The organism is Flavobacterium sp. P21, assembly GCF_050632225.1.
Classification (GTDB): domain Bacteria; phylum Bacteroidota; class Bacteroidia; order Flavobacteriales; family Flavobacteriaceae; genus Flavobacterium.
Genome location: NZ_CP192585.1, coordinates 896759 through 917139 on the forward strand (window position 1 = coordinate 896759; position 20381 = coordinate 917139).

20 protein-coding genes, 2 tRNA genes and 1 pseudogene are annotated in these 20381 nt (G+C 34.2%); 11 read left to right on the forward strand and 12 right to left on the reverse strand.

Annotated elements, in window-relative coordinates:
- Positions 1-332 precede the first annotated feature (332 nt).
- From ACQ9BO_RS04355 to ACQ9BO_RS04365, 3 genes are all read left to right on the forward strand, one after another.
- The gene (locus ACQ9BO_RS04355; RefSeq protein WP_431243777.1) at positions 333-1676 is read left to right on the forward strand and encodes a sigma-54-dependent transcriptional regulator; all 1344 of its coding nucleotides are present in this window, start codon (positions 333-335) and stop codon (positions 1674-1676) included.
- 246 nt (positions 1677-1922) lie between these two features.
- The gene (locus ACQ9BO_RS04360; protein WP_431243778.1) at positions 1923-2513 is read left to right on the forward strand and encodes a hypothetical protein; all 591 of its coding nucleotides are present in this window, start codon (positions 1923-1925) and stop codon (positions 2511-2513) included.
- Positions 2513-3157 carry a sensor histidine kinase gene (locus ACQ9BO_RS04365; RefSeq protein WP_431243779.1) on the forward strand — a complete coding sequence of 215 codons (645 nt, stop codon included), beginning with the start codon at positions 2513-2515 and terminating at the stop codon, positions 3155-3157. The genes ACQ9BO_RS04360 and ACQ9BO_RS04365 overlap by 1 nt, the downstream gene beginning before the upstream one ends.
- A gap of 164 nt (positions 3158-3321) precedes the next feature.
- Here ACQ9BO_RS04365 and ACQ9BO_RS04370 read toward each other — a convergent pair whose 3' ends face one another.
- The 6 genes and pseudogenes from ACQ9BO_RS04370 to ACQ9BO_RS04395 form a co-directional block, all read right to left on the reverse strand.
- Positions 3322-3651 carry an MGMT family protein gene (locus tag ACQ9BO_RS04370; protein ID WP_431243780.1) on the reverse strand — a complete coding sequence of 110 codons (330 nt, stop codon included), beginning with the start codon at positions 3649-3651 and terminating at the stop codon, positions 3322-3324.
- Positions 3652-3867: 216 nt separating this feature from the next.
- Positions 3868-4053 carry a hypothetical protein gene (locus tag ACQ9BO_RS04375; protein ID WP_431243781.1) on the reverse strand — a complete coding sequence of 62 codons (186 nt, stop codon included), beginning with the start codon at positions 4051-4053 and terminating at the stop codon, positions 3868-3870.
- Between the two features lie 193 nt (positions 4054-4246).
- The gene (locus tag ACQ9BO_RS04380) at positions 4247-4504 is read right to left on the reverse strand and encodes a hypothetical protein (RefSeq protein WP_431243782.1); all 258 of its coding nucleotides are present in this window, start codon (positions 4502-4504) and stop codon (positions 4247-4249) included.
- A 42-nt stretch (positions 4505-4546) separates the two neighbouring features.
- Positions 4547-5224: a tRNA (guanosine(46)-N7)-methyltransferase TrmB gene (gene trmB / locus ACQ9BO_RS04385; protein WP_073408106.1), complete on the reverse strand. Its 678-nt coding sequence runs from the start codon at positions 5222-5224 to the stop codon at positions 4547-4549.
- 366 nt (positions 5225-5590) lie between these two features.
- Positions 5591-6972 (reverse strand): annotated as a pseudogene (locus ACQ9BO_RS04390) (ammonium transporter).
- Positions 6973-7234: 262 nt separating this feature from the next.
- Positions 7235-7723 carry a nuclear transport factor 2 family protein gene (locus ACQ9BO_RS04395; protein WP_431243783.1) on the reverse strand — a complete coding sequence of 163 codons (489 nt, stop codon included), beginning with the start codon at positions 7721-7723 and terminating at the stop codon, positions 7235-7237.
- 314 nt (positions 7724-8037) lie between these two features.
- Here ACQ9BO_RS04395 and ACQ9BO_RS04400 point away from each other — a divergent pair, with 314 nt between their 5' ends.
- On the forward strand, positions 8038-8697 hold the full coding sequence (locus ACQ9BO_RS04400) for a hypothetical protein (RefSeq protein ID WP_431245066.1): 660 nt from the start codon (positions 8038-8040) through the stop codon (positions 8695-8697).
- Positions 8698-8794: 97 nt separating this feature from the next.
- On the opposite strand, the gene ACQ9BO_RS04405 is transcribed toward ACQ9BO_RS04400, so the two are convergent.
- The 5 genes from ACQ9BO_RS04405 to ACQ9BO_RS04425 all read right to left on the reverse strand — a co-directional run bounded on the left by ACQ9BO_RS04405 (position 8795) and on the right by ACQ9BO_RS04425 (position 13168).
- On the reverse strand, positions 8795-9109 hold the full coding sequence (locus tag ACQ9BO_RS04405) for an HPF/RaiA family ribosome-associated protein (protein ID WP_431243784.1): 315 nt from the start codon (positions 9107-9109) through the stop codon (positions 8795-8797).
- 101 nt (positions 9110-9210) lie between these two features.
- Entirely contained in the window at positions 9211-9657 is a 447-nt protein-coding gene (locus ACQ9BO_RS04410) for a very short patch repair endonuclease (protein ID WP_431243785.1), read from the reverse strand.
- Between the two features lie 75 nt (positions 9658-9732).
- A complete protein-coding gene (locus ACQ9BO_RS04415; protein WP_431243786.1) occupies positions 9733-10536 on the reverse strand; it encodes an HNH endonuclease in 804 nt (267 codons plus the stop codon).
- Positions 10537-10706: 170 nt separating this feature from the next.
- Complete coding sequence (locus ACQ9BO_RS04420; RefSeq protein ID WP_431243787.1) at positions 10707-11654, reverse strand: AsmA-like C-terminal region-containing protein; 948 nt, start codon at positions 11652-11654, stop codon at positions 10707-10709.
- Entirely contained in the window at positions 11627-13168 is a 1542-nt protein-coding gene (locus tag ACQ9BO_RS04425; protein ID WP_431243788.1) for an AsmA family protein, read from the reverse strand. Before ACQ9BO_RS04425 ends, ACQ9BO_RS04420 begins: the two co-directional genes overlap by 28 nt.
- A 264-nt stretch (positions 13169-13432) precedes the next feature.
- On the opposite strand from ACQ9BO_RS04425, the gene trxA reads away from it, so the two are divergent.
- The 5 genes from trxA to ACQ9BO_RS04450 all read left to right on the forward strand — a co-directional run bounded on the left by trxA (position 13433) and on the right by ACQ9BO_RS04450 (position 18345).
- On the forward strand, positions 13433-13750 hold the full coding sequence (gene trxA, locus ACQ9BO_RS04430; protein ID WP_431243789.1) for a thioredoxin: 318 nt from the start codon (positions 13433-13435) through the stop codon (positions 13748-13750).
- 259 nt (positions 13751-14009) lie between these two features.
- On the forward strand, positions 14010-16583 hold the full coding sequence (locus ACQ9BO_RS04435; RefSeq protein WP_431243790.1) for a M1 family metallopeptidase: 2574 nt from the start codon (positions 14010-14012) through the stop codon (positions 16581-16583).
- Positions 16580-17506: a DUF58 domain-containing protein gene (locus ACQ9BO_RS04440; RefSeq protein WP_431243791.1), complete on the forward strand. Its 927-nt coding sequence runs from the start codon at positions 16580-16582 to the stop codon at positions 17504-17506. Before ACQ9BO_RS04435 ends, ACQ9BO_RS04440 begins: the two co-directional genes overlap by 4 nt.
- Positions 17507-17592: 86 nt before the next feature.
- Positions 17593-17666: transfer RNA gene (locus tag ACQ9BO_RS04445), tRNA-Asp, on the forward strand.
- Positions 17667-18271: 605 nt separating this feature from the next.
- Positions 18272-18345 (forward strand) — tRNA-Asp (locus ACQ9BO_RS04450).
- A 99-nt stretch (positions 18346-18444) separates the two neighbouring features.
- Here ACQ9BO_RS04450 and ACQ9BO_RS04455 read toward each other — a convergent pair.
- Complete coding sequence (locus ACQ9BO_RS04455; RefSeq protein WP_431243792.1) at positions 18445-18624, reverse strand: hypothetical protein; 180 nt, start codon at positions 18622-18624, stop codon at positions 18445-18447.
- A gap of 12 nt (positions 18625-18636) precedes the next feature.
- Between ACQ9BO_RS04455 and ACQ9BO_RS04460 the strand changes: the two genes are divergently transcribed.
- Complete coding sequence (locus ACQ9BO_RS04460; protein WP_431243793.1) at positions 18637-19458, forward strand: AraC family transcriptional regulator; 822 nt, start codon at positions 18637-18639, stop codon at positions 19456-19458.
- 335 nt (positions 19459-19793) lie between these two features.
- Positions 19794-20378, forward strand: coding sequence for a TolC family protein (locus ACQ9BO_RS04465; RefSeq protein WP_431243794.1), 585 nt, complete (start codon positions 19794-19796; stop codon positions 20376-20378).
- Positions 20379-20381: the final 3 nt, after the last annotated feature.

The following is a 20381-nucleotide window of genomic DNA, read 5'->3' on the forward strand; positions in this document are numbered from 1 at the left end:
AAATCTTCAAAAAAAGCTTTTTCAACTTTTTGGATTGAAATTTCTTCGGCTTTTACATTCAGACTTCTTTTGGTATTAAAAGAAAAAAGATGATTGCGCCCAAGGCTAAAAAAACTCCAATTGCTATTGTGAGATATCTAAATTTTCTATTTTTACGAGGAATTACCTTGTCCATTTTTTTAATATTTTACTGATAGTCAATAGGTAAATACTGTGCCATAAAATTTATTATTTGTAAAGTATTGATTTTAAAGAAGCTTTAAAAACCACTTAAAAAAAGTAGTGTTCGATAATGAACAGTTGACCGTTCAAAATCGGACAAAAAAATCAACATGAGGAAAAAACAAGCTCAAATATTAATTGTTGACGATCAGGAAGAAATTCTTTTTTCGGCAAAAATGATTCTGAAAAAATATTTTGAAACCATTTTTACCACCAGCAGTCCAAAACAGATTATTTCGATTTTGAATGAAAATGAAATAAATGTGGTTTTGTTGGATATGAATTATAGAATTGGTTTTGAAGATGGGCGCGAAGGAATTCATTGGCTAAAAGAAATCAAAACACTTTCTCCCAATACAATTGTGATTTTAATGACGGCTTTCGGCAAAATTGATACTGCCGTTGAAGGAATAAAAATGGGCGCTTTTGATTATGTTTTAAAGCCTTGGAACAATGAAAAATTGCTCGAAATAATTGATAAGGCTGTCGCCGAAAGCCGAAAAAACAGCAAAAAGCCAATTATTGAGAAAGCCGAGAAAAGATATTTTGTTGGAACTTCTCAAAAAATAAAACAAGCGTATTCTATTGCTGAAAGAGTCGCGAAAACGGATGCAAATGTTTTGATTTTAGGCGAAAACGGAACCGGAAAATATGTTTTTGCGGAGTTTATTCATCAAAATTCAGAAAGAAAAAATGAGCCTTTTGTACATGTAGATTTGGGTTCGTTGAGTGATAATTTATTCGAAAGTGAACTTTTTGGATATGCAAGAGGTGCGTTCACCGATGCTAAAACAGATACACCAGGAAGATTTGAAAATGCACAAAACGGAACTATTTTCCTAGATGAAATTGGCAATATTCCGCTTCATTTACAATCGAAATTATTGCACGTTTTACAGACAAAAAACGTGACGCGTTTGGGTGAAAGCAAAGCAAGACCTTTGAATGTCCGAATTATTTCGGCAACTAATAACGATATTAAAGCCGAAGTAAAGAATAAAGCTTTTCGTGAGGATTTGTTGTACCGAATCAATACTATGGAAATAAACCTTCCGCCTTTACGCGAACGAAAAGAAGATATTGTTCCGATGGCAAATTTTGTTTTGGAACAAATTGCCGAAAAATACAACCAAGAAAACTGGCGATTTGAAGAAAATGTGGCGCCATATTTAGAGAAATATCCGTGGAAAGGAAATGTTCGTGAAATGGAAAATAAGATTGAACGAGCTTTGATTTTGGCCGACAACAATACAATTTCAGTTCATGATTTGGATATTTTGGATTTTGAAGAAATTCAGGAAAATGATGAAAATCCGTTATCTGAATTGGAAAAAACAGCTATCGAAAAAGCGCTTTTTAAACATCACGGAAATATCTCAAAAACTGCCGAAGAACTTGGTTTGTCAAGAGCCGCTTTGTACAGAAGAATTGAGAAATATGATTTGAAGAATTAATTTTTTGCTACAAATGAGAGTCTTTTTTGTTCTCGCAGATTTAGCAGATCATGGAGATTTTTTAAATTTTTAAATCAATAAAATATAGCCACAGATTAGAAAAATTAAAATCTGCTCAATCTGCCTAATCTGCGAGAGAGAAATAAAAAAAGAATTAATGAAAAACTGGAAATTTTATAACGCTTTGTTCGTGAGAGTTTTGTTTGTAATGATGCTCTTTTTTTCTGCGTTTTTCTGATTTGTAAAATGTTTTATTATAACGCAATTTTGGTTGGCGTTTTTGTTTTTATAATGCTGGCCGAAATGTATTTTTATGTCAAAAATCAATTGCAGTTTTATGACAGAACCTTGCTTTCGATTTTGAAAAATGATTTTACAACCAATTTTCCTGAAGAAAATAGAAAAGACAATTTTGAAAGTTTGTACCTTTTATATGAGACTTTAAAAGTGCAACAGCAGGAACAAATCTCAAAAGAATTGATTTACCGTTCACTTTTGAACAATATCGACAGCGCCGCTTTGATTTTGGAAAAAGAAAACGACGACTGGAATATTTTTTTGATGAACGATTGTTTTTCAGATATGTTCAAAGTGCCAAAAGTAAGTCATTGGAAATATCTTAAAAATTATCTTCCTGCGCTTTGTTCTGAAATTGAAAAAACAGAATTCAGCGAATTGAAATCGGCCATTTCGATTAAAATTGAAGAACAGGATTTGCAGACTTTTATGCTTCAAACTTCAAGAACTCAAAGTTATAATAGAGAATATTTTATTGTTTTATTAGATAGTATTCAGCGCGTTATAGAGAAAAAGAGAAAGAAGCTTGGATCAATTTGATGAAAATTATTTCGCATGAATTAATGAATTCTTTGACGCCAATTCGTGCGCTTTCACAGAATTTATTGCACATTGTTGATCAGGAAAAACTGGAAGAAGATGATTTTGATGATATAAAAAGCAGTATTTCAACCATTATTAACCGAAGCGATCATTTGCAGGTTTTTGTTGAAAATTACCGCAAACTGGCCATGTTGCCAACGCCAACAAAAGTGATGACGCCAATAAAAGAACTTTTTGACGATTGCCTTAAAGTTATGAGTCCGATTTTGAAAGCAGAAAATATCGAATTGGTTAATGATATTCATAGTTCTCGTTCGATTATGATTGACAAAAATCAAATGGAACAAGTGATCATTAATTTGATTACCAACAGTATTTATGCTTTAAAAGAGAAGACAGAGAAGAAGATGTTTGTCTCAAGTTATACAGAAAACAACCGTTTTTTCATTTCCATTTCTGATAATGGAAAAGGGATCCCTTCTGAAATTCAAGATAAAGTTTTTCTTCCGTTTTTCACGACTAGGAAAGATGGTGCAGGAATTGGTTTGACGCTTTCTAAAAATATAATCGAAGCGCATGGTGGTTACTTAAGCTATCAAACCGATGAAGATAAAACGAGTTTTGTGATTTGCTTGATTTGATTTTTTGAACCATATAAGTGATATAAGTTCATGTTAAGTATGGTTTTGCTTTATCTTTTAATCTCGCAAAGACGCGAAGTCGCAAAGAAAATTTAAAAATAAACTTTGCGACTTCGCGTCTTTGCGAGCAATATACACGCCATCTTTAAATGAACTTATATCACTTATATGGTGGAAATTTCCGGTTGCCAAAAGTGTTTTTCGAAATCGACTATTTGATTATCAATAACTTTTACACCTTCATTTTCTAAAAGCTGTTGCATTAAATTGGTTCCGTCAAAATGATGTTTGCCGGTTAAAAGACCTTTTCTATTTACAACTCTGTGCGCGGGAACATCATCCATATTATGGCAAGCATTCATGGCCCAGCCAACCATTCGTGCAGAACGCGCAGTTCCTAAGGCTTTTGCAATTGCGCCATAAGAAGTTACTCTTCCGTACGGAATCTGTCTTGCAATTGTATAAACTCTTTCGAAAAAATTTTCTTCAGCCATAGTTTTGTTGTTTTGCCACTCCCGATAGCTATCGGGATTCACAGATTAAATTGATCGTATTGTGGACTATAAAATTTTAGTCTCTCGCAGATTTTGCAGATCGGGCAGATAAAAAATTAAGAATGATTAATCCCCTAAATCTGTAAAATCTGCGGGAGAAATATTTACCACAAAGTAAAAAAATCATTTTAATCCTTTCAATTTGTGGCTATAAATTTAACTGAAATAATAATTCAATATATTGAAAAGTGTTGCAAGAGCGACTAATCCGGTAATGCTTCCGATAATCGTGTTCATGTTGCGCATAAAGTAATCGGTTTTCTTTTCTATTCTCCCAAAGAAAGCAATGTAGCTGTATAAAATTCCAAAAGCACCAAGAACTGAACCAAGTACAAAGGTCAAAATAATCGTGTTTTCGAATACAAACAAATTATACGATGCCAGCGTCACGCTTACAACAACGTAATATGGAATTGGAAAAAGTTCAATCCAGAAAGCAACATTCCAAGAAAGAAACGGCTTTTTTCGTTGCTCTTTTTGATTTTCGTTTTTTTCTTTGCTACGGGGTCTTTCGCAAAAAACAAAAAGTAAATGGTTAAGATCGAAAAAATGACAAAACCAACTTCACGCAATAAAGTGATAACATCTGGGCGATTGTCAATGACACGTGCAAATAATACTGCGACAAAAGCTTGAAAAAAATTACAAAAACTGCACCGATTACAAATGACAAAGCATTCTTTTTTCCTTCTTTCATTTTTATTTTAGCGACGGTCATATTGAGCAATCCCGGCGGAATAGTCCCAATTGCGGCGGCAATAAAACCTGAAAGTAATGGAGTAAGGTAGGTCATTTAGTAATTAAATCGGTTAGAATAAAAGTTTCAAAATCAAGGTTAGTCCTTAATTTTGAAACGAATATACGTAATTGCCTTGTTAATTTCTAAATATTGTTTTTCGTAAAATGTTTGGATCGAAGTTACAACTTCTGGACTTCCTTCGTTTTTGTAAACATTATGGTTGGCATAAAGTACCTCGTGGCCTTCTCCGTGAAGCAATCCAAGCGTGTAGCCGTGCATAAATTCGCTATCGGTTTTTAGGTTTACGACACCGTCTTTTTTCAGGATTTTTTTGTACAATTTCAAGAACTCAGAATTCGTCATTCTGTGTTTTGTTCTTTTGTATTTGATTTGTGGATCTGGAAAAGTAATCCAGATTTCATCTACTTCTCCTTCAGCAAAAATATGATTAATCAATTCGATTTGAGTTCGAACAAAAGCCACATTATGAAGTCCGTTTTCAACAGCGGTTTTAGCGCCTCTCCAGAAACGAGCACCTTTAATATCAATTCCGATAAAATTTTTGTTAGGATATTTTTCAGCTAATCCAACAGAGTATTCTCCCTTTCCACATCCTAATTCTAAAACTAATGGATTGTCATTTTTAAAGAAATCAGAATTCCATTTTCCTTTTAAAGGCATTAAATCGCCTACAACTTCTTCTCTTGTTGGTTGAAAAACGTTTTGAAATGTTTCGTTTTCTCTGAATCTCTTAAGTTTATTTTTACTTCCCACTTTGACAAAAATTTTTCGCAAAATTAAGGAATATAAACGAATGGACGAGGCGTAATTATGGTTTAAATTTTTTTAGCCACAGATTTCACAGATTAAAGAGATTTTTTAATTCATAATTATATAATCCCTACGGGACAATATCGAGATAGCAGATTATTTGTTTTTACCAATATTTAATCTCTACGAGATTTATTTCAGCTAAGAAGTATTTTTATAGTTATTCCGTTAGGAATAAAATATCGGTAGAAAACAATATATATAAATAAAAAATGTCCCGTAGGGACTATATGTTTAGAATGTTTCCGCCACGAATTCACGAATTTTCATTTTAAAATAATTCGTGAATTTGTGGCGGAAAAAATATTTTTAACCGTAATGCGGTTCAGTAATTGCTTTTGATTTTGGATCTAAAGTTTCATCGTGTTGTGATAAATCTAGACCAATATGTTCCGATTCTTCTGAAACTCTAAGCGGAATAATGAAGTTTGTTACTTTAAACAAGAAATAAGCTCCGAAGAAAGTGAAAATTGAAACCAAAATTAAAGCCATCATGTGATGTCCGAAAACATTCCATCCGCCGTGAAGCAAACTTGCATCTTCACCATGAGCGAAAATTGCAGTTAAAATCATTCCCATAATTCCGCCGACACCGTGACAAGCAAAAACGTCAAGCGTATCGTCGAATTTTTTGAATATTTACAGTTTACAGCGGTATTAGAAACCAAAGCCGTTACAAATCCGAAGAACATACTTTCGGGAACAGACACAAATCCAGCGACGGGCGTAATCGCAACTAGACCAACGACAGCGCCAATACAAGCGCCAAGTGCCGAAACTTTTCTTCCATTCATTCTATCAAAGAAAATCCACGTCAACATTGCGGCGGCGAGATGAAGTTGTTGTTGTTGCAAAAGCCATAGCGGCAGTTCCGTTGGCGACGAGAGCAGATCCGGCGTTGAAACCAAACCATCCAAACCAAAGCATTCCAGTTCCTAATAGTACAAATGGAATATTTGTTGGTATATGTTGGCTGTTTTTTCTTTTTCCTAAAACAATAACTCCGGCCAAAGCGGCAAAACCAGAACTCATATGAACTACTGTTCCTCCAGCAAAATCTTTAACGCCAAAATAGCTTCCTAAAACTCCCGTTGGATACCAAACGGCATGACATAAAGGAGCGTATATAAAAACCGTAAATAAGCTGATGAAAATTAAATAAGAAATAAATCGAACGCGCTCAGCAAATGATCCTGTAATAATTGCCGGAGCAATAATGGCGAATTTCATTTGGAACAAAGCAAAAAGCATAAACGGAATCGTATTTGCCAATTGTTTATGAGGCAAAATGCCCACATAATCCATAAATGCAAAAGTAGTTGGATTTCCGAAGAAACTATAAAAATGATCGCCAGAACCAAAACCAACTGGTTCTCCGAAAGCTAAACTAAAAGCAACTACAACCCACAAAAGTGTAACAACGCCAAGGCAAATAAAACTTTGAAGCATAGTTGAAATTACATTTTTCTTGCCTACCATTCCGCCATAAAAAAAGATAATCCAGGCGTCATGATTAAAACCAGACAAGAAGAAGTAAGCATCCAAGCAACATCGGCTGGAACGATGTGATCTGTTGTGCCAAATTCAGACAATACATAACTATTTTCAGTCATTGCTGGCCAAAACGCACCTGTGATACAAACGATGCTTATCATAAGAAAGGAAATGATCCAGCGTTTTTCTATTTTCATTTTTCAAATACTTAATGGAACCCTATTTTTTTTGGGGTCAAAGTTAAAAAAAATTAAATATTTTGATTTCAAGGGCTGTTAAAATAGTGGTACGGTATTTATTTTAGTTGATTTTGCAATTTACGGGTAGGTTTTTTGAGAGTATTTGATTTTCGACTTCTAAATTTACGCTAATATTGTCAATTGTGCTATAATTATTTCGATAATATGTTTTGTAAAACCCTCTAAAAGTTAGGATTATAAGAATAAAATCAAAAAATGTTTATTTTTTTTGAAGCTTCGCAATCAAAGCATCTTCGATTGGTGCTTTTATTTTGGTTACGGCATCGACTTCTTCATTCGGAATTGTCATTGAAAGGACATAATGTTTGATTTTCCATTCTTTTCCAACTTTAACCAAAACACCAGAACCACGACAAATTTTCATTTGCGTATTCAGCAATTCATCAAACCATGCGATAGTTCCTGTTTTGTTAAAAAATATGTGGCGCTCTAAAGCAGTAAAATTCCAAGTTTTTCCTTTATCGAAATGGGGTTTTGCCCAAATTTTGAAATCCTTTTTAGTCCAATTTTCTGTAGCGTCTGTTCCAATGAAAATTGCATCATCTGTCATTAGAGCAAAATAGGGTTCAAATTTGACGTCGGTCACTGCTTTGTGCCAAGTATCTAAAGTTTGATTGATTTTGTCTTTGTCGGTTTGAGCATTTGCAAAAGAAGCAACGAATAAAAGGAGTAGAATAGTTTTTTTCATGATTAATAGTATTTGACTTTAAAGGTAAGAATGATTTTGAACAAGTGAAAGTTTCTCGCAGATTTTGCAGATTTAAGCTGATAAGCACAGATTTATTTTAATCTCTTGTGGCTTGTAAAATCTTTGTGAAGAAATGCGCATTTAAAAAATAAAAATCATTTTTAAATCTGCTCAGATCTGCGTAATCTGCGTGAAACCAAAAGTCATAGTAATAAAGGTAATTTATGCAAAAAGTTAAACTTTAATTATCTTATATCACTTATATGTTGGAAACCCAAAAACGAGTATATTTGAGTGCTTTAAAATACCACATTATGAATCCGAAAATCTTAATAAGTTCGCTAGCTTTTTCGTCTTTGCTTTTTATTTCTTGTAAAAAGGAATTAGAGCCTCAAGAAAATACAGCAACATCAGAATTAGTTCGATTAGGACTTGCAAAAGATACCGCAAAAACTGCAACAGCAACACCAGTTGTACAAACGCAAACCACAAACCCAAATACCGTTTTAGGAGAAACAAAAGGACTAAATCCTGCTCATGGTCAGCCAGGGCATCGTTGTGATATTGCTGTTGGTGCGCCGTTGAACTCAGCTCCACCACAACAAGGTCAAGTTGTAGCGCAACCGCAAGTGGTTCAGGTAAATCCGAATCAGAAAAATGTGGTAACTACAACAACTACTCCTGTAAAAGTAGCAAAAGGAATGAATCCGCCACACGGACAACCGAATCACAGATGTGATATTCCCGTTGGGGCACCTTTGAATTCGCCAGTAGCAAAACCTGCGGCAACAAATACTGCGCAGAGCGGAAGCACTTCACAATCGTTTACCGTGACGCCACCAGCAAATAATCCAACTCCGGCTTTATTAAGTACAGAACCAGCTCAGCCAGTTGCCGAAGGAATGAATCCGCCACACGGGCAAGCAGGCCACAGATGCGATATCGCAGTTGGAGCACCTCTTCCAAAATCGTAAAAAAGTAACAAAGGTGCAAAGTAACAAAGGTTCTAAGTTTTTTCCTTTGTAACTTTGCACCTTTGTGCCTTTGTCACTTTTTTAGATATTTTGAGATTTAAAAAGCTTTTTGTTTTTCAAAGGTTGTCGTTAGTGATTTTTTGATTTTGCTCAAAGCACCGCTAAAAGCTTTTTCTAATGTTTCGGCGTGTTCTGTAACGGTTATGGGTTGTAATTTTTGCGGACGCACTTCGATTAAGCATTTCTTGTCGTGTAAACCAAATTTTTCCCCATTTTCATCCCCAAAATGAACTTCAATGCGGGTAATTTTGTCTTCAAAACGAGCTAAACCTTTTTCTAATTCTTCAGAAAAATAGCTTTCTAATCTAGCGTGTCCATCAATGTTTTTGTCGGTGTTGATTTGAATCTTCATAATGGTTTAAATTTTATGATTGTCTCTCAAAGCTATCTTTTTTGACGGAAATAGGCAAGGGAGTTAAGGAAAGATTATGAAAACTTTTGCGTAGTTTTTTGTTATTCCCAAGAAGGCGGAATCTTTGCTAATTGTTTTGTTCTTAAATTAACCACATTCAGAATTTCAACCATGCAAGCACCCAGGTTTTTCTTGATATCACTACTCCAAAAACGCAAAACTTTCCAATTTTGCGATTCTAAATACGTGTTGACTTCGAGATCGCGTTGCATGTTTCGCTCGATTTTTTTGATCCAATATTCGGAGTTGGTTTTTGGTTTTTTCTTGGTTTCCCAATCTTTTCCGTGAAAGAATTCGCCGTCAACAAAAATGGCAATTTTTAAAGAAGTAAAAGTCAAATCTGGACAGCCAAAGACTTTTTTGTTGTTTTTCCGATAACGCAAACCAATATGCCATAAGGCTTTGGCCAAACGAACTTCATCTTTGGTATTAGTGCCACGAATCATACTCATGACTTTGGAACGTTGTTCTGGCGTAAAACAGTCCATGGAAATTTTAATTATTAAAGGTTTGAAATTTAATAATTAGTGGTATTTAATTTGTTATAGGTTGGTTTGGTAAAGTTATATTATTATATCGTTTGTTTTGTTGAAAATTGTGTCTAAATGATATTCAAGGAAGTCTTTTCGAGGTAAATATTTTTGAGCTATCACAATTTTTTGATTTTCAATTGATTTAAAATACTTGTAAAAAAAATCAGTTTCTTTTTTCTTTTTAATTGTATCAGAAAGTATTATTTCATGATTTGTGCTTACCCCAATTAATCCTTTGTCAAAGGCTTTGTCGTAAAGAGCTGAGAAGCAAATCCCGTTTTCAGGACTCAAACGATGTTCTTCATTTTTGGACCAAGGAATGATATGACTGGCATATAATAACTCAGGGATATCAATTCCTGAAATTGCGCATTTATTTGCATAATTCGTTAGAACGATTTTTCTAAAAATATGTTGATTTACCCTAGTTTTTACTTCGCGAAGAACGGTTTCTCCTTTAAGATATTTTAAATCGACAAGAATGTCTTTATACTTATCTTCAACAGATGTGTTTTCTTTTTTAGCCAAAATTTCTTCACTTTGAAATAGTAGTTCTTCTTTATTATTGAAGAATTCATCCCAAATAGGTTGAACTTGATTAATGCCATTTTTTAAACCAACTACACCTCTTTCTTGATGAAATGGATCTATACTTGCAAAATTTGCTAGTCTCATTGATATTGAACCAGGTGTTCTATCAATAAGTTTTCCTAGTTGAATTACATCTGGATTAAGGTCGTGAATTTTTCCATATTCAATTTTGAGATATAAATTAAAGGCAACGATTAATTCTTCACGTGACCAAAGTCTACGCGCTGGTTTAGTTTGTGGCATTTTTGGATAATTTGTCTTACGTAAATTTAAATAATAAATTTATAAGTTCATTTATCGTTTCAATTAAAGGAGAAATAACACAAGTATTTCTCTAAAGAAATTGCCAATCTTTGTCGAGTTTCTAGTGTGATTCCTCGTTCCTCGGAATGACAAACTATGCGTAAAAATTTTTACTTCTCTTTCTCCTTCTTCCCCCTCTTAATCTTCATCTTCCCATTATCATCATAAGCAACCAAACGAAGTATAATCCCTTTTTCACGCACAGCTTCACGTTCGGCTTTGGAGAGTTTGGCGTCATCTTTAGAATTTCGAAGCGGAATTGTGAGCGCCAGATTTGTGCCTCTTCCAAAAGAATAAACGCCTTTTGCATCAAGATTTAAGACACTCGAACTAATGGTTAGTTTATTGACATCGACCATTTCACCTCTTAATTTAAAATCGCCAGATAAATCACTGAAGGTAATATTCTCAACATCGCGAAACGGAAAAGCATATTTCCCCACTTTCATAATAGGTTCAAATTTTATCAGAGCGCCTTGCGTAACAGTGAAATTTAAGCTTCCGTGAGTAGAATTGGTAATTAATTCGCCATTGCTATTCATTAAACCAGTAACATTGGCATTGCTGGAGAGCCTTCCACGAATGTTATTTGGAGTAAAAGATTTGATTCCGAAGTTGTTGAACGATCTTAAAAAACTTGCAATATCAACGCTTTTTACCTGCGCGTTTGAGCCAAAAGCGAAGTTTTTTCCGCTTGGCGAAATCTCGGCATTAAAACCAATACTGCCGCCAGAAGTCTGTAGAAAACCATTTTTAATGACGAGTTTCGAATTAAGCATCTGCACTGTTGCTGTTGTATTGGTTGCAGTCAGTTTGTTATAATTCATGTGGTCTGCTTTGATGTCAATTACGACCGAACATTTCTCGATTACATCTCGCAAATGACTGGAAATGGTAGGTTTTCGGTTTTTCATATCCGATTTCCTTTTTTGAGAAGATGCCAAAACGCCTAAAAATTGTTTAATGTCTAAATTAGGGCAATAAATTTTCCAGTTTACAATCATGCTCTCGGGTGCATCGTAATACAAGTTCAGGAAATTGTCGATTTTTCCTTCCATGAAAATGGTATTTTTTTATGCTTGTAGGCAATTTTCTTGATCAAGAGCGCTTGTTGCGTAAATTCAAGCTGTACGCTTACTTTTTCGGCGTGAACATTTTTCGGAATAAAATGAAATGATGTATTTGTGATGTTTACATTTCCCAAAAACTTAGGTTTATTAATGTACAAATCAACAATATCAAACTGAAAATTCAAATTGGCTGTTGCGTGTCCTTCTGTAAACTGAATCCATTTGTCGTTGCTGATTTCGTTGAGTTTGCTGACATCAAAATCAGAACTTACGGTTCCTGTGGCAATTGGTTTCTCGAGATTATTGATAGACAATTGCGGAATTTTCAAAGGAATATTTTCATAAGTTGCCGAAAATCGACTTAGAATTACAGCCGAATTGGCATCGGTGAAACCTTCTTTCGTTTTGAAATTATTGGTAAAAATTCCTTTGAAACTGCAATCGTTGAGTTGTCCGTCAGGAATACTGAGTTCGTTGTCTTTAATAATAGCTTGAACGACAATTTTTGGATCGCCTTCGGCATTCAAATCGCCTTTTATGTCGCAATTTACATCAATTGGTTTTTTTATATTAAAGCGATTCAGTTTTGAGCTGATGTTTCCAGACAATAAATTAGAAGCATTTTGCCATAAAATGGTTGTTCCAATATTGATTCCGAACAAAGAATTGCTTTTCCCGATATTGAAGAAAGCCACAATATCAAAAGAATCGGTTCCAATTTTTAAGCCGTCAGTTTTAACGTCGATTTTTTGTTTGTCCGAAGCATAAGTGACATGCAAAGTTCCTTTGAGCCTTTTTTGTTTGGCAAAACTTCCGTGAACAGTATTAAAAGCCAGACTATTGATTTGGGTATCCAGAAAAAGATCGGTCTGCCAATTATCATCGTCATAATTTACTTTTGACTTTAAGCTGGCCACTTCAAAATCAAATAATTTGTGTCCAACGTGATTGTCAATCGTAAAGCGAACATTGTTGAGATCAATCTGGTCGATTGTGGTTTCGGGTTTCTCCTTGTTTTCAGGAGTCTTTTTCTTTTTTGGTTTAAAAATATTAGAGTTCGAATATCCGTCAGGCGCTTTGTAGATATAAATTTGAGCGTCGTTAATGAGGATTTTATGAATATCAATTTCCTTTTGAAGCAAACTCACGACATTCAAACGTACTTCTATTTCTTTGGCTTTAAGCAAAGTATGTTTGTGTGTATTCCATTTGTTGTCTTTTAGCTCAACATCTTTTAAGGCCAGAGTAAAGTTGGGAAAGCCAGCTAGAAATTTGTACTGAAAATCGCCAATATGAAATTTTCCGTTTATGTTTTCGTTGATTTTGGTATTGATTTTCGCGACAATTTCGGCTTTATTTCGATTGAAATAAATCGACAAACCTCCGCAGGCAATCAGCAAGAGCGCTATTAATCCTAAAATAAAAAATCCAAAACGTTTGGCATATTTTTTAAAACCAACCGATTGGAAAAAGACTTTTATGCGATGTAAAGTTTCTTTCATTTGGAAAATTTTAATGGTTGACTAAAGATACGACAAAAAACTGTCCTTTTTAAATTTCTGATTTTCAAATTACTGTAATGTTAAATTCGCGATGTCGAACTTAAATTTATGATATAATTATTTACAATACTTTTATAATCAAAACTAATTTATGAATGGTGTTTGATTAGTTTTTAATTTTTAACTTTGTACCTCAGTTTAAGAAATAACAAAAAACGAGTCTCTCGGGACTAAAGCTGAAATAACATTTAAAGACAAATTATTATGGCATTAGCAATAACAGATGCTACTTTTGATGAAGTAGTTTTAAAGTCAGATAAACCAGTAATGGTAGATTTTTGGGCGACATGGTGTGGTCCTTGTAGAATGGTTGGTCCAATCATTGACCAATTAAGCGAAGAATATGCTGGTAAAGTAGTTGTTGGTAAAGTAGATGTAGATGCTAACCAAGAATTCGCCGCAAAATATGGTGTGCGTAACATACCAACCGTTTTGGTGTTTCAAAATGGTGAAGTAGTAGGAAAACAAGTAGGAGTAGCTCCGAAACAAGCCTACGCAGATAGCTTAGACGCTTTGTTGTAATCGTAAGATTATGATTTATATAAAAGAGGTTTGGCGAAAGTCAAGCCTTTTTTATTTGGTTTTTGGCCACTAATTGCACTAATTTTCACGAATTGATTTAAAAATTTTGCCACAGATTAAAAGGATTTCCACAGATTTAAAATCCTTTTAATCTGTGAAATCTGTGGCAAAAACTCAGACTTAAATTTTAATTCGTGCAAATTCGTGAAATTCGTGGCAAACTATTTTTTATTTTTAACGAATCTTATATTCCTTGAAAATGAAAATTCTTTACCGTTTTTTTGCCTTTTTTATAATTACGACGATTGGTTTTTCTCAATCGAAACCAAAAGAAAAATTTTTAGTAGAAAATGGCGTTTCAGAGCAATTGGCTAATTTTAGAAAATATCAAATTTCTGATTTGACCTATAATCTTTTATTTGAAATTCCAAACCAGAAAAGTGAAAACATTAATTCTAAATTGGATGTAAATTTGGTTCTTACTGATTTAAGCCAGTCATTGGTTCTTGATTTTAAAGAGAAATCCGAAAATATTAAATCAATTCTGGTTAATGGAAAAAACAGTGTTATCAATCATGAAGACGGACATATCTTTATAAATCAAAAAGATTTAGTTTTAGGAAAAAATACAATCAGCATTTCTTTTATCGCGGGAAATTTGTCTTTAAACCGGAATGATGATTTTCTATACACTTTATTAGTTCCGGATCGCGCGAGCACTTTGTTTCCTTGCTTTGATCAGCCTAATTTAAAAGCGACTTATAAATTGAGTCTTTCTGTGCCAAAGGATTGGTCGGTTTTGGCTGGAGCCGATGTAAAAGAGAAAGTTGGAAAGGGTGATTTTACTTCGTATACTTTCGGAGAATCGGATAAAATGAGCACGTATTTATTTTCATTTGTGGCAGGAAAATTTAAAAGTGTTACACAGAAACCAGGTATGGAAATGACATTTTTATACCGAGAAAACAATCCTGAAAAGATAAAAATGAGCACTGATACAATTTTCAATTTGCATCAGCAATCTTTGGACTTTTTAGAAAAATATACTAATTATAAATTTCCTTTTCAGAAATTGGATTTCGCTTCAATTCCCGTTTTTCAATATGGCGGAATGGAGCATGTTGGCGCAATTCAATACAGAGAATCGACTTTGTTTTTGGACAACAGCGCAACCGACAGCGAAAAATTAAACCGAGCAAAATTAATCGCACACGAAACCTCACACATGTGGTTTGGTGATTTGGTAACGATGAAATGGTTTGATGATGTTTGGATGAAAGAGGTTTTTGCCAACTTCATGGCAGACAAAATCATGAATCCGATTTTTCCGAAAATTAATCATAATCTGCAGTTTTTTAGTACGCATTATGCCAGCGCTTACGCGGAAGACCGCTCTTTGGGAACACATCCGATCAGACAACATTTGGCGAATTTGAAAGATGCCGGTTCGCTTTATGGTGCTATGATTTACAATAAAGCGCCAATTATGATGCGTCAATTAGAAGCTTCAATGGGAAAAGAAGCTTTTCAGAAAGGAATCCAAAAATACATTCAGAAATATGCCAATGACAATGCTGATTGGAATAATTTGGTAGAAATTCTCGATGCCGAAACGTCTTTGGATATGAAAAAATGGAGTGAGGTTTGGGTAAACAAATCCGGAAGAGCGATTTTCTCAGATAAAATAGAATACGATTCTAAAAACAAAATCAAAAAGTTTGAGATTTTTCAAAAAGCTGAAGATAAATCCAATAATGTTTGGCCTCAGATTTTTCAGATTGGTTTAGTTTACTCTAACGAAGTAAAAGTTTTATCGGTAAATATTAAAGATAAAAACCTGGTTGTAAAAGAAGCCATCGGACTTGAAAAACCGCTTACCATTATTTACAATTATAATGGTTTTGGATACGGTGTTTTTCCGCTTGACGGGAATAATTTAAATCTAATTTCAAATTTGAAAGATGAGGTTGCAAGAGCATCGGCGTACAGCAATCTTTACGAAAATACTTTGATTGGAAACGTTTCGCCAGAGAAAGCTTTTGATTGTTTTTTTAAAGGAATTCAGAAGGAAGAAAATGAATTGGTTTTACGAATTGTTTCTAATAATCTGAATACAATTTATTGGAGATTTTTCACAGAAAAACAAGAAAATAAAGTTCAGAAACAGCTTGAAGATGTTTTGAGTGAGCGTTTGCAAACCAATTTATCAGCCAATATCAAAAAGACATTATTCGGATTGTTTAGTTCGATTGCATATTCAGATTCGGCGAAAGCCAAATTATATCAGATTTGGAATAAAGAAGTTGTAATTCAGAATTTGAAATTGAACGAAGATGATTTTACCAATATGGCAATGAATCTGGCGATTTTCAAACATGAAAAAGCCGATGAAATTTTAGAGAAAACAAGAACGACAATCACAAATCCGGATAAAAAGAAGCGATTTGAATTTTTGCTTCCATCATTATCAAAAGACGAATCGGTTCGAAACGCTTTTATGGAATCGTTAAAAGACGATGCCAATCGCGAAAAAGAAGCATGGGTTTCTGTAGGATTGGCGAATGTAAATCATCCGCTTCGTCAGGAAAGTGCGCAAAAATATATCAGATTTTCACTAGATTTGGTAGAAGAAATCCAGCGTACGGGAGATATTTTCTTTCCGAAAGATTGGCTCGATAATACAGTTGGAAGATATTCGTCGAAATTTGCTTTTGATGAAGTACAGCGATTCTTGAAAGAAAACCCTAATTTTAGTCCGATCTTGAAACGTAAATTGTTCATGGCGACAGATTTGCTTTATAAAGCACAAAATATTAAAAAAGAAACCGAATGAAAATTGAATCGGAAATAGAGAAAGTCTCCAGTTTTCAGCATCTTGAAATGCTGGCGAATCAGGTTGTGGAAGGTTTTATATCCGGAATGCACAAGAGTCCGTTTCATGGATTTTCGGCCGAATTTGCTGAGCATAAAGTCTATAATGCAGGCGAAAGTACCAAACATATCGATTGGAAATTATTCGCCAAAACCGATCGTTTATACACGAAACGTTTTGAGGAAGAAACCAATTTACGCTGTCATTTGATTGTAGATAATTCGTCTTCGATGCATTATCCTGAACTCAAATCGAATCAGCCTTTTTATGAAAAGAAGATTGGTTTTGCGGTTTTGGCTTCGGCAGTTTTAATGAATATTTTAAAGAAACAGCGCGATGCCGTTGGTTTAAGTGTTTTCTCCGATAAATACGAATATTACGCTCCAGAAAAAGGAAGTGATCGTCACCATAGAATGCTTTTAAATAAACTGGAAGAATTATTGGTTCAGCCAAAAGTCAAAAAAACGACTGATACCATTACATATCTGCATCAAATTGCAGAGAAAATGCACCGTCGTTCGATGATTATTTTGTTTACGGATATGTTTCAAACGCAAGATGATGAGAAATTATTCAACGCATTACAGCATTTAAAACATAATAAACATAAAGTGGTTTTGTTTCATGTGGTTGATAGTCAAACCGAAATGAAGTTTGATTTTGACAATTCACCAAGAAAATTTATCGACTTAGAATCAGGCGAAGAGGTTTCGATTTTTGCAGATAATGTAAAAGCCGAATATGAAAAAAGGGTAGAAGCCTATTTTAAAAACTTGGCTTTAACCTGTGCGAAGAACCAAATTAAGTACGTTTCGGTAAATGTGGGTGATAATTTTGAAAAAATATTGACTACTTATTTGGTTGAAAAACAAAACTTTGGATAATGATTTGAAAAAATATTTAATTTTTTTCACAAAAAGGCTTGCAGAAATGAAATTCTGTTATATCTTTGCAACCGCAATAACGCAGAGGTTTGGTAGTTCAGTTGGTTAGAATACATGCCTGTCACGCATGGGGTCGCGGGTTCGAGTCCCGTCCAGACCGCAATATTGGGGAAGCCTTTCTTAACAGAAAGGCTTTTTTGCCCAAATACGGTATCTAAGATTAGTTGTGTTGTTTTGCTACGACTTTGTAACTCGTAGCTGGTTTAGTAGTTAGACCAATGAAAAGCTTTCCACTTTTGTGGATGGCTTTTTTGATTTAAAACACTTTTGGTTTTTTGTTTTTAACCGCAAAGAACGCTAAGATTTACGCAAAGTCCGCAAAGTTTTTTTAAGCTTTGCGGATTTTGTGTTTATAATGATTTATTAAATATAGCCCGTGGTTTCAACCACGGGAAACGGATGGTGATCATAATTGTGTACCCGTGGTTGAAACCACGGGCTATGTTTTTCAATATTGCGGATTTTTTCTACATCAAGAACATTTGACAAAGGTTTCCGCAGGCCAAGTTTGATTAAGCTTTTGCGCTCTTTGCGTAAAATCTCTGCGTGCTTTGCGGTTAAAAAGAAAGAAACTTCTTCTTTTTTATTTCGTCATCAATTTTTAAAATATTGGAATTTAACCAATTAAAAATTTCTCAATTTTTATTCGCAAAAACGCTTGCAGAAACGAAAATCTGTTGTATTTTTGCACTCGCAATAACGCAGGGTTTGGTAGTTCAGTTGGTTAGAATACATGCCTGTCACGCATGGGGTCGCGGGTTCGAGTCCCGTCCAGACCGCCTAAGTTGTTTAAAAGCCTTTCTTAACGGAAAGGCTTTTTTTGTTTTTGTATTTAACCGCAAAGAGCGCAAAGATTTACGCAAAGTTCGCAAAGTTTTTTACTCAGTCTGTTTTGTCATTTCGACCAAGGAGAAATCTCCACAAGAAACTCTACAAAGATTGGCGATATTCTGTACGGAGCTACTCGCGGAGATTTCTCCTTCGTCGAAATGACAAACTGTGTGGCGAATTGGAATTTTAATTTCTTTTTCTTCAGTATCTTTATAATGCGAAATCATCGTATCATTTAAATGGAACAAGGAACATTCAAAGTAGACAAATATTACATCAAGAAAGTAGATGCTGATAAAAAAAGCATTTATTGTCATCATGATATAATGGGCGAATTGTTTGTTCCATGGCATAAACATGATAAAGCGCAAATGTTATATGCCGAAGGCGATGTGGTTTTTGTGACAACCGAAACCAAATCGTACTTTTTGCCCGCAAGACATTTTATATGGATTCCGGCTGGACTAGAACACAGCATTGAACCAAAGTCGGAACAGGTGATGATGCGAAATTTATATTTTCCGGTAGAAAAAGACGAAGATCAATTCTATAAAAGCGAAGGCATTTATCCGGTTAATAATTTGTTGCTCCAAATGATGATGTTTACTAATCAATGGAACGGAGATTTGAAAAAAGGTTCTCCGAGTTTTACAATTGCAAAAGCCATAAAAGCGATTCTGCCTCAAATATGTCATACGAATTTACCTTTAGAATTGCCACAGCCAAAAGACAAACGACTCGGGAAAATCCTGCGTTATGTTGAGAATAACCTCGGGGAAACAATTCTCTTTGCTGATGTGGCACATGAATTTGGCTTTAGCGAACGCTCTTTGTATCGCTTGTTTCAAAAAGATCTCAAAATGTCATTTATTCAATATTATACTATTCGAAGAATCCTCAAAGCAATCGAGCTTTTGTTAGAAAGAAAACTTTCTGTAAAAGAGGTAGCTCAAGAAGTTGGTTATAATAGTGTTCCGACTTTCAGCAATACTTTTTTCAAGATTTTAGGACAAAGACCTTCTGATTACTTAAATGGAGAAGAGATCTTGGAACGAAAATAAATTTTGTTTCACGCAGATTAAGGCTGATTTAAGCTGATTTTGCAGATTTCTTTATTCTTTGCTAAAAATTTTCTCTCGCAGATTCCGCAGATTTTGGAGATTTTTTTAAATACTTTATAATCTGCACAATCTGCGGAATCTGCGAGAGTAAAAAATAAAATCTGCGTCCATCAGCTTAAATCATTTTAAATCTGCGTGAAATATCACAATCCAAATCTATTTTATAATAAATTGTTTTTCAGTGTTTTAATATAACGTTTTCGGAAAATATAATTTTAACATTTGTCCGAAATGAATACGTTATTGACTTTTTAGAATCATCCGCCAAGGAAAAAATGAAGGAACTTTGCACCATAAAATATTTATGTATTCATGTTCCTTACAAATTTAAAAGAAGATTGTTTCCCAGAAGCTTGTGGTTGTTGATAATTGTTTTGACATTCAGTAGTTTACAAGCACAAGAGATTCATAAAGTTTCTTTACAAGAAGCGATGAAACTGGCGAAGGAAAATAACAAAAAAGTACTTAAATCTCAACTGGAGATTACGCTCGCTGAGCAAAACATCAAAGAAAGAAAAGAACTTAGATTGCCGGATGTAGAATTAAACGGCATGTATTCGAGAATTACCAACATTACAGAATTTAAAGGAAATGGTTTCTTGAACGGAAAAGAAGTTACGAAAGCAATTCCTGAAATCTACGAAGTCAATTCGACTTTTAAAATGCCGATTTACGTTGGAAACAAGATCAACAACGCGATTAAAATTGCGAATCAGGAAAACGAAATTGCCAAAATAAAATCGGAAAAAACAGAAAATGATATTGAACTGGAAGTTGTCGCAAACTATCTGGCGATTTATAAAATGATGGAACTTCAAAAAATATTTGAAGAAAACATCAAAGAAGAAAAAGCCGATTGAAAG

What these genes read in the sequence shown, in the direction of transcription:
- ACQ9BO_RS04355 (WP_431243777.1), top strand. Translation starts at nt 333, where the DNA reads ATGAGGAAAAAACAAGCTCAAATATTAATTGTTGACGATCAGGAAGAA.
- ACQ9BO_RS04360 (WP_431243778.1), top strand. Translation starts at nt 1,923, where the DNA reads ATGTTTTATTATAACGCAATTTTGGTTGGCGTTTTTGTTTTTATAATG.
- ACQ9BO_RS04365 (WP_431243779.1), top strand. Translation starts at nt 2,513, where the DNA reads ATGAAAATTATTTCGCATGAATTAATGAATTCTTTGACGCCAATTCGT.
- ACQ9BO_RS04370 (WP_431243780.1), bottom strand. Translation starts at nt 3,651, where the DNA reads ATGGCTGAAGAAAATTTTTTCGAAAGAGTTTATACAATTGCAAGACAG.
- ACQ9BO_RS04380 (WP_431243782.1), bottom strand. Translation starts at nt 4,504, where the DNA reads ATGACCTACCTTACTCCATTACTTTCAGGTTTTATTGCCGCCGCAATT.
- ACQ9BO_RS04395 (WP_431243783.1), bottom strand. Translation starts at nt 7,723, where the DNA reads ATGAAAAAAACTATTCTACTCCTTTTATTCGTTGCTTCTTTTGCAAAT.
- ACQ9BO_RS04400 (WP_431245066.1), top strand. Translation starts at nt 8,038, where the DNA reads ATGAATCCGAAAATCTTAATAAGTTCGCTAGCTTTTTCGTCTTTGCTT.
- ACQ9BO_RS04405 (WP_431243784.1), bottom strand. Translation starts at nt 9,109, where the DNA reads ATGAAGATTCAAATCAACACCGACAAAAACATTGATGGACACGCTAGA.
- ACQ9BO_RS04410 (WP_431243785.1), bottom strand. Translation starts at nt 9,657, where the DNA reads ATGGACTGTTTTACGCCAGAACAACGTTCCAAAGTCATGAGTATGATT.
- ACQ9BO_RS04415 (WP_431243786.1), bottom strand. Translation starts at nt 10,536, where the DNA reads ATGCCACAAACTAAACCAGCGCGTAGACTTTGGTCACGTGAAGAATTA.
- ACQ9BO_RS04420 (WP_431243787.1), bottom strand. Translation starts at nt 11,654, where the DNA reads ATGGAAGGAAAAATCGACAATTTCCTGAACTTGTATTACGATGCACCC.
- ACQ9BO_RS04425 (WP_431243788.1), bottom strand. Translation starts at nt 13,168, where the DNA reads ATGAAAGAAACTTTACATCGCATAAAAGTCTTTTTCCAATCGGTTGGT.
- trxA (WP_431243789.1), top strand. Translation starts at nt 13,433, where the DNA reads ATGGCATTAGCAATAACAGATGCTACTTTTGATGAAGTAGTTTTAAAG.
- ACQ9BO_RS04435 (WP_431243790.1), top strand. Translation starts at nt 14,010, where the DNA reads ATGAAAATTCTTTACCGTTTTTTTGCCTTTTTTATAATTACGACGATT.
- ACQ9BO_RS04440 (WP_431243791.1), top strand. Translation starts at nt 16,580, where the DNA reads ATGAAAATTGAATCGGAAATAGAGAAAGTCTCCAGTTTTCAGCATCTT.
- ACQ9BO_RS04455 (WP_431243792.1), bottom strand. Translation starts at nt 18,624, where the DNA reads ATGATTTCGCATTATAAAGATACTGAAGAAAAAGAAATTAAAATTCCA.
- ACQ9BO_RS04460 (WP_431243793.1), top strand. Translation starts at nt 18,637, where the DNA reads ATGGAACAAGGAACATTCAAAGTAGACAAATATTACATCAAGAAAGTA.
- ACQ9BO_RS04465 (WP_431243794.1), top strand. Translation starts at nt 19,794, where the DNA reads ATGAAGGAACTTTGCACCATAAAATATTTATGTATTCATGTTCCTTAC.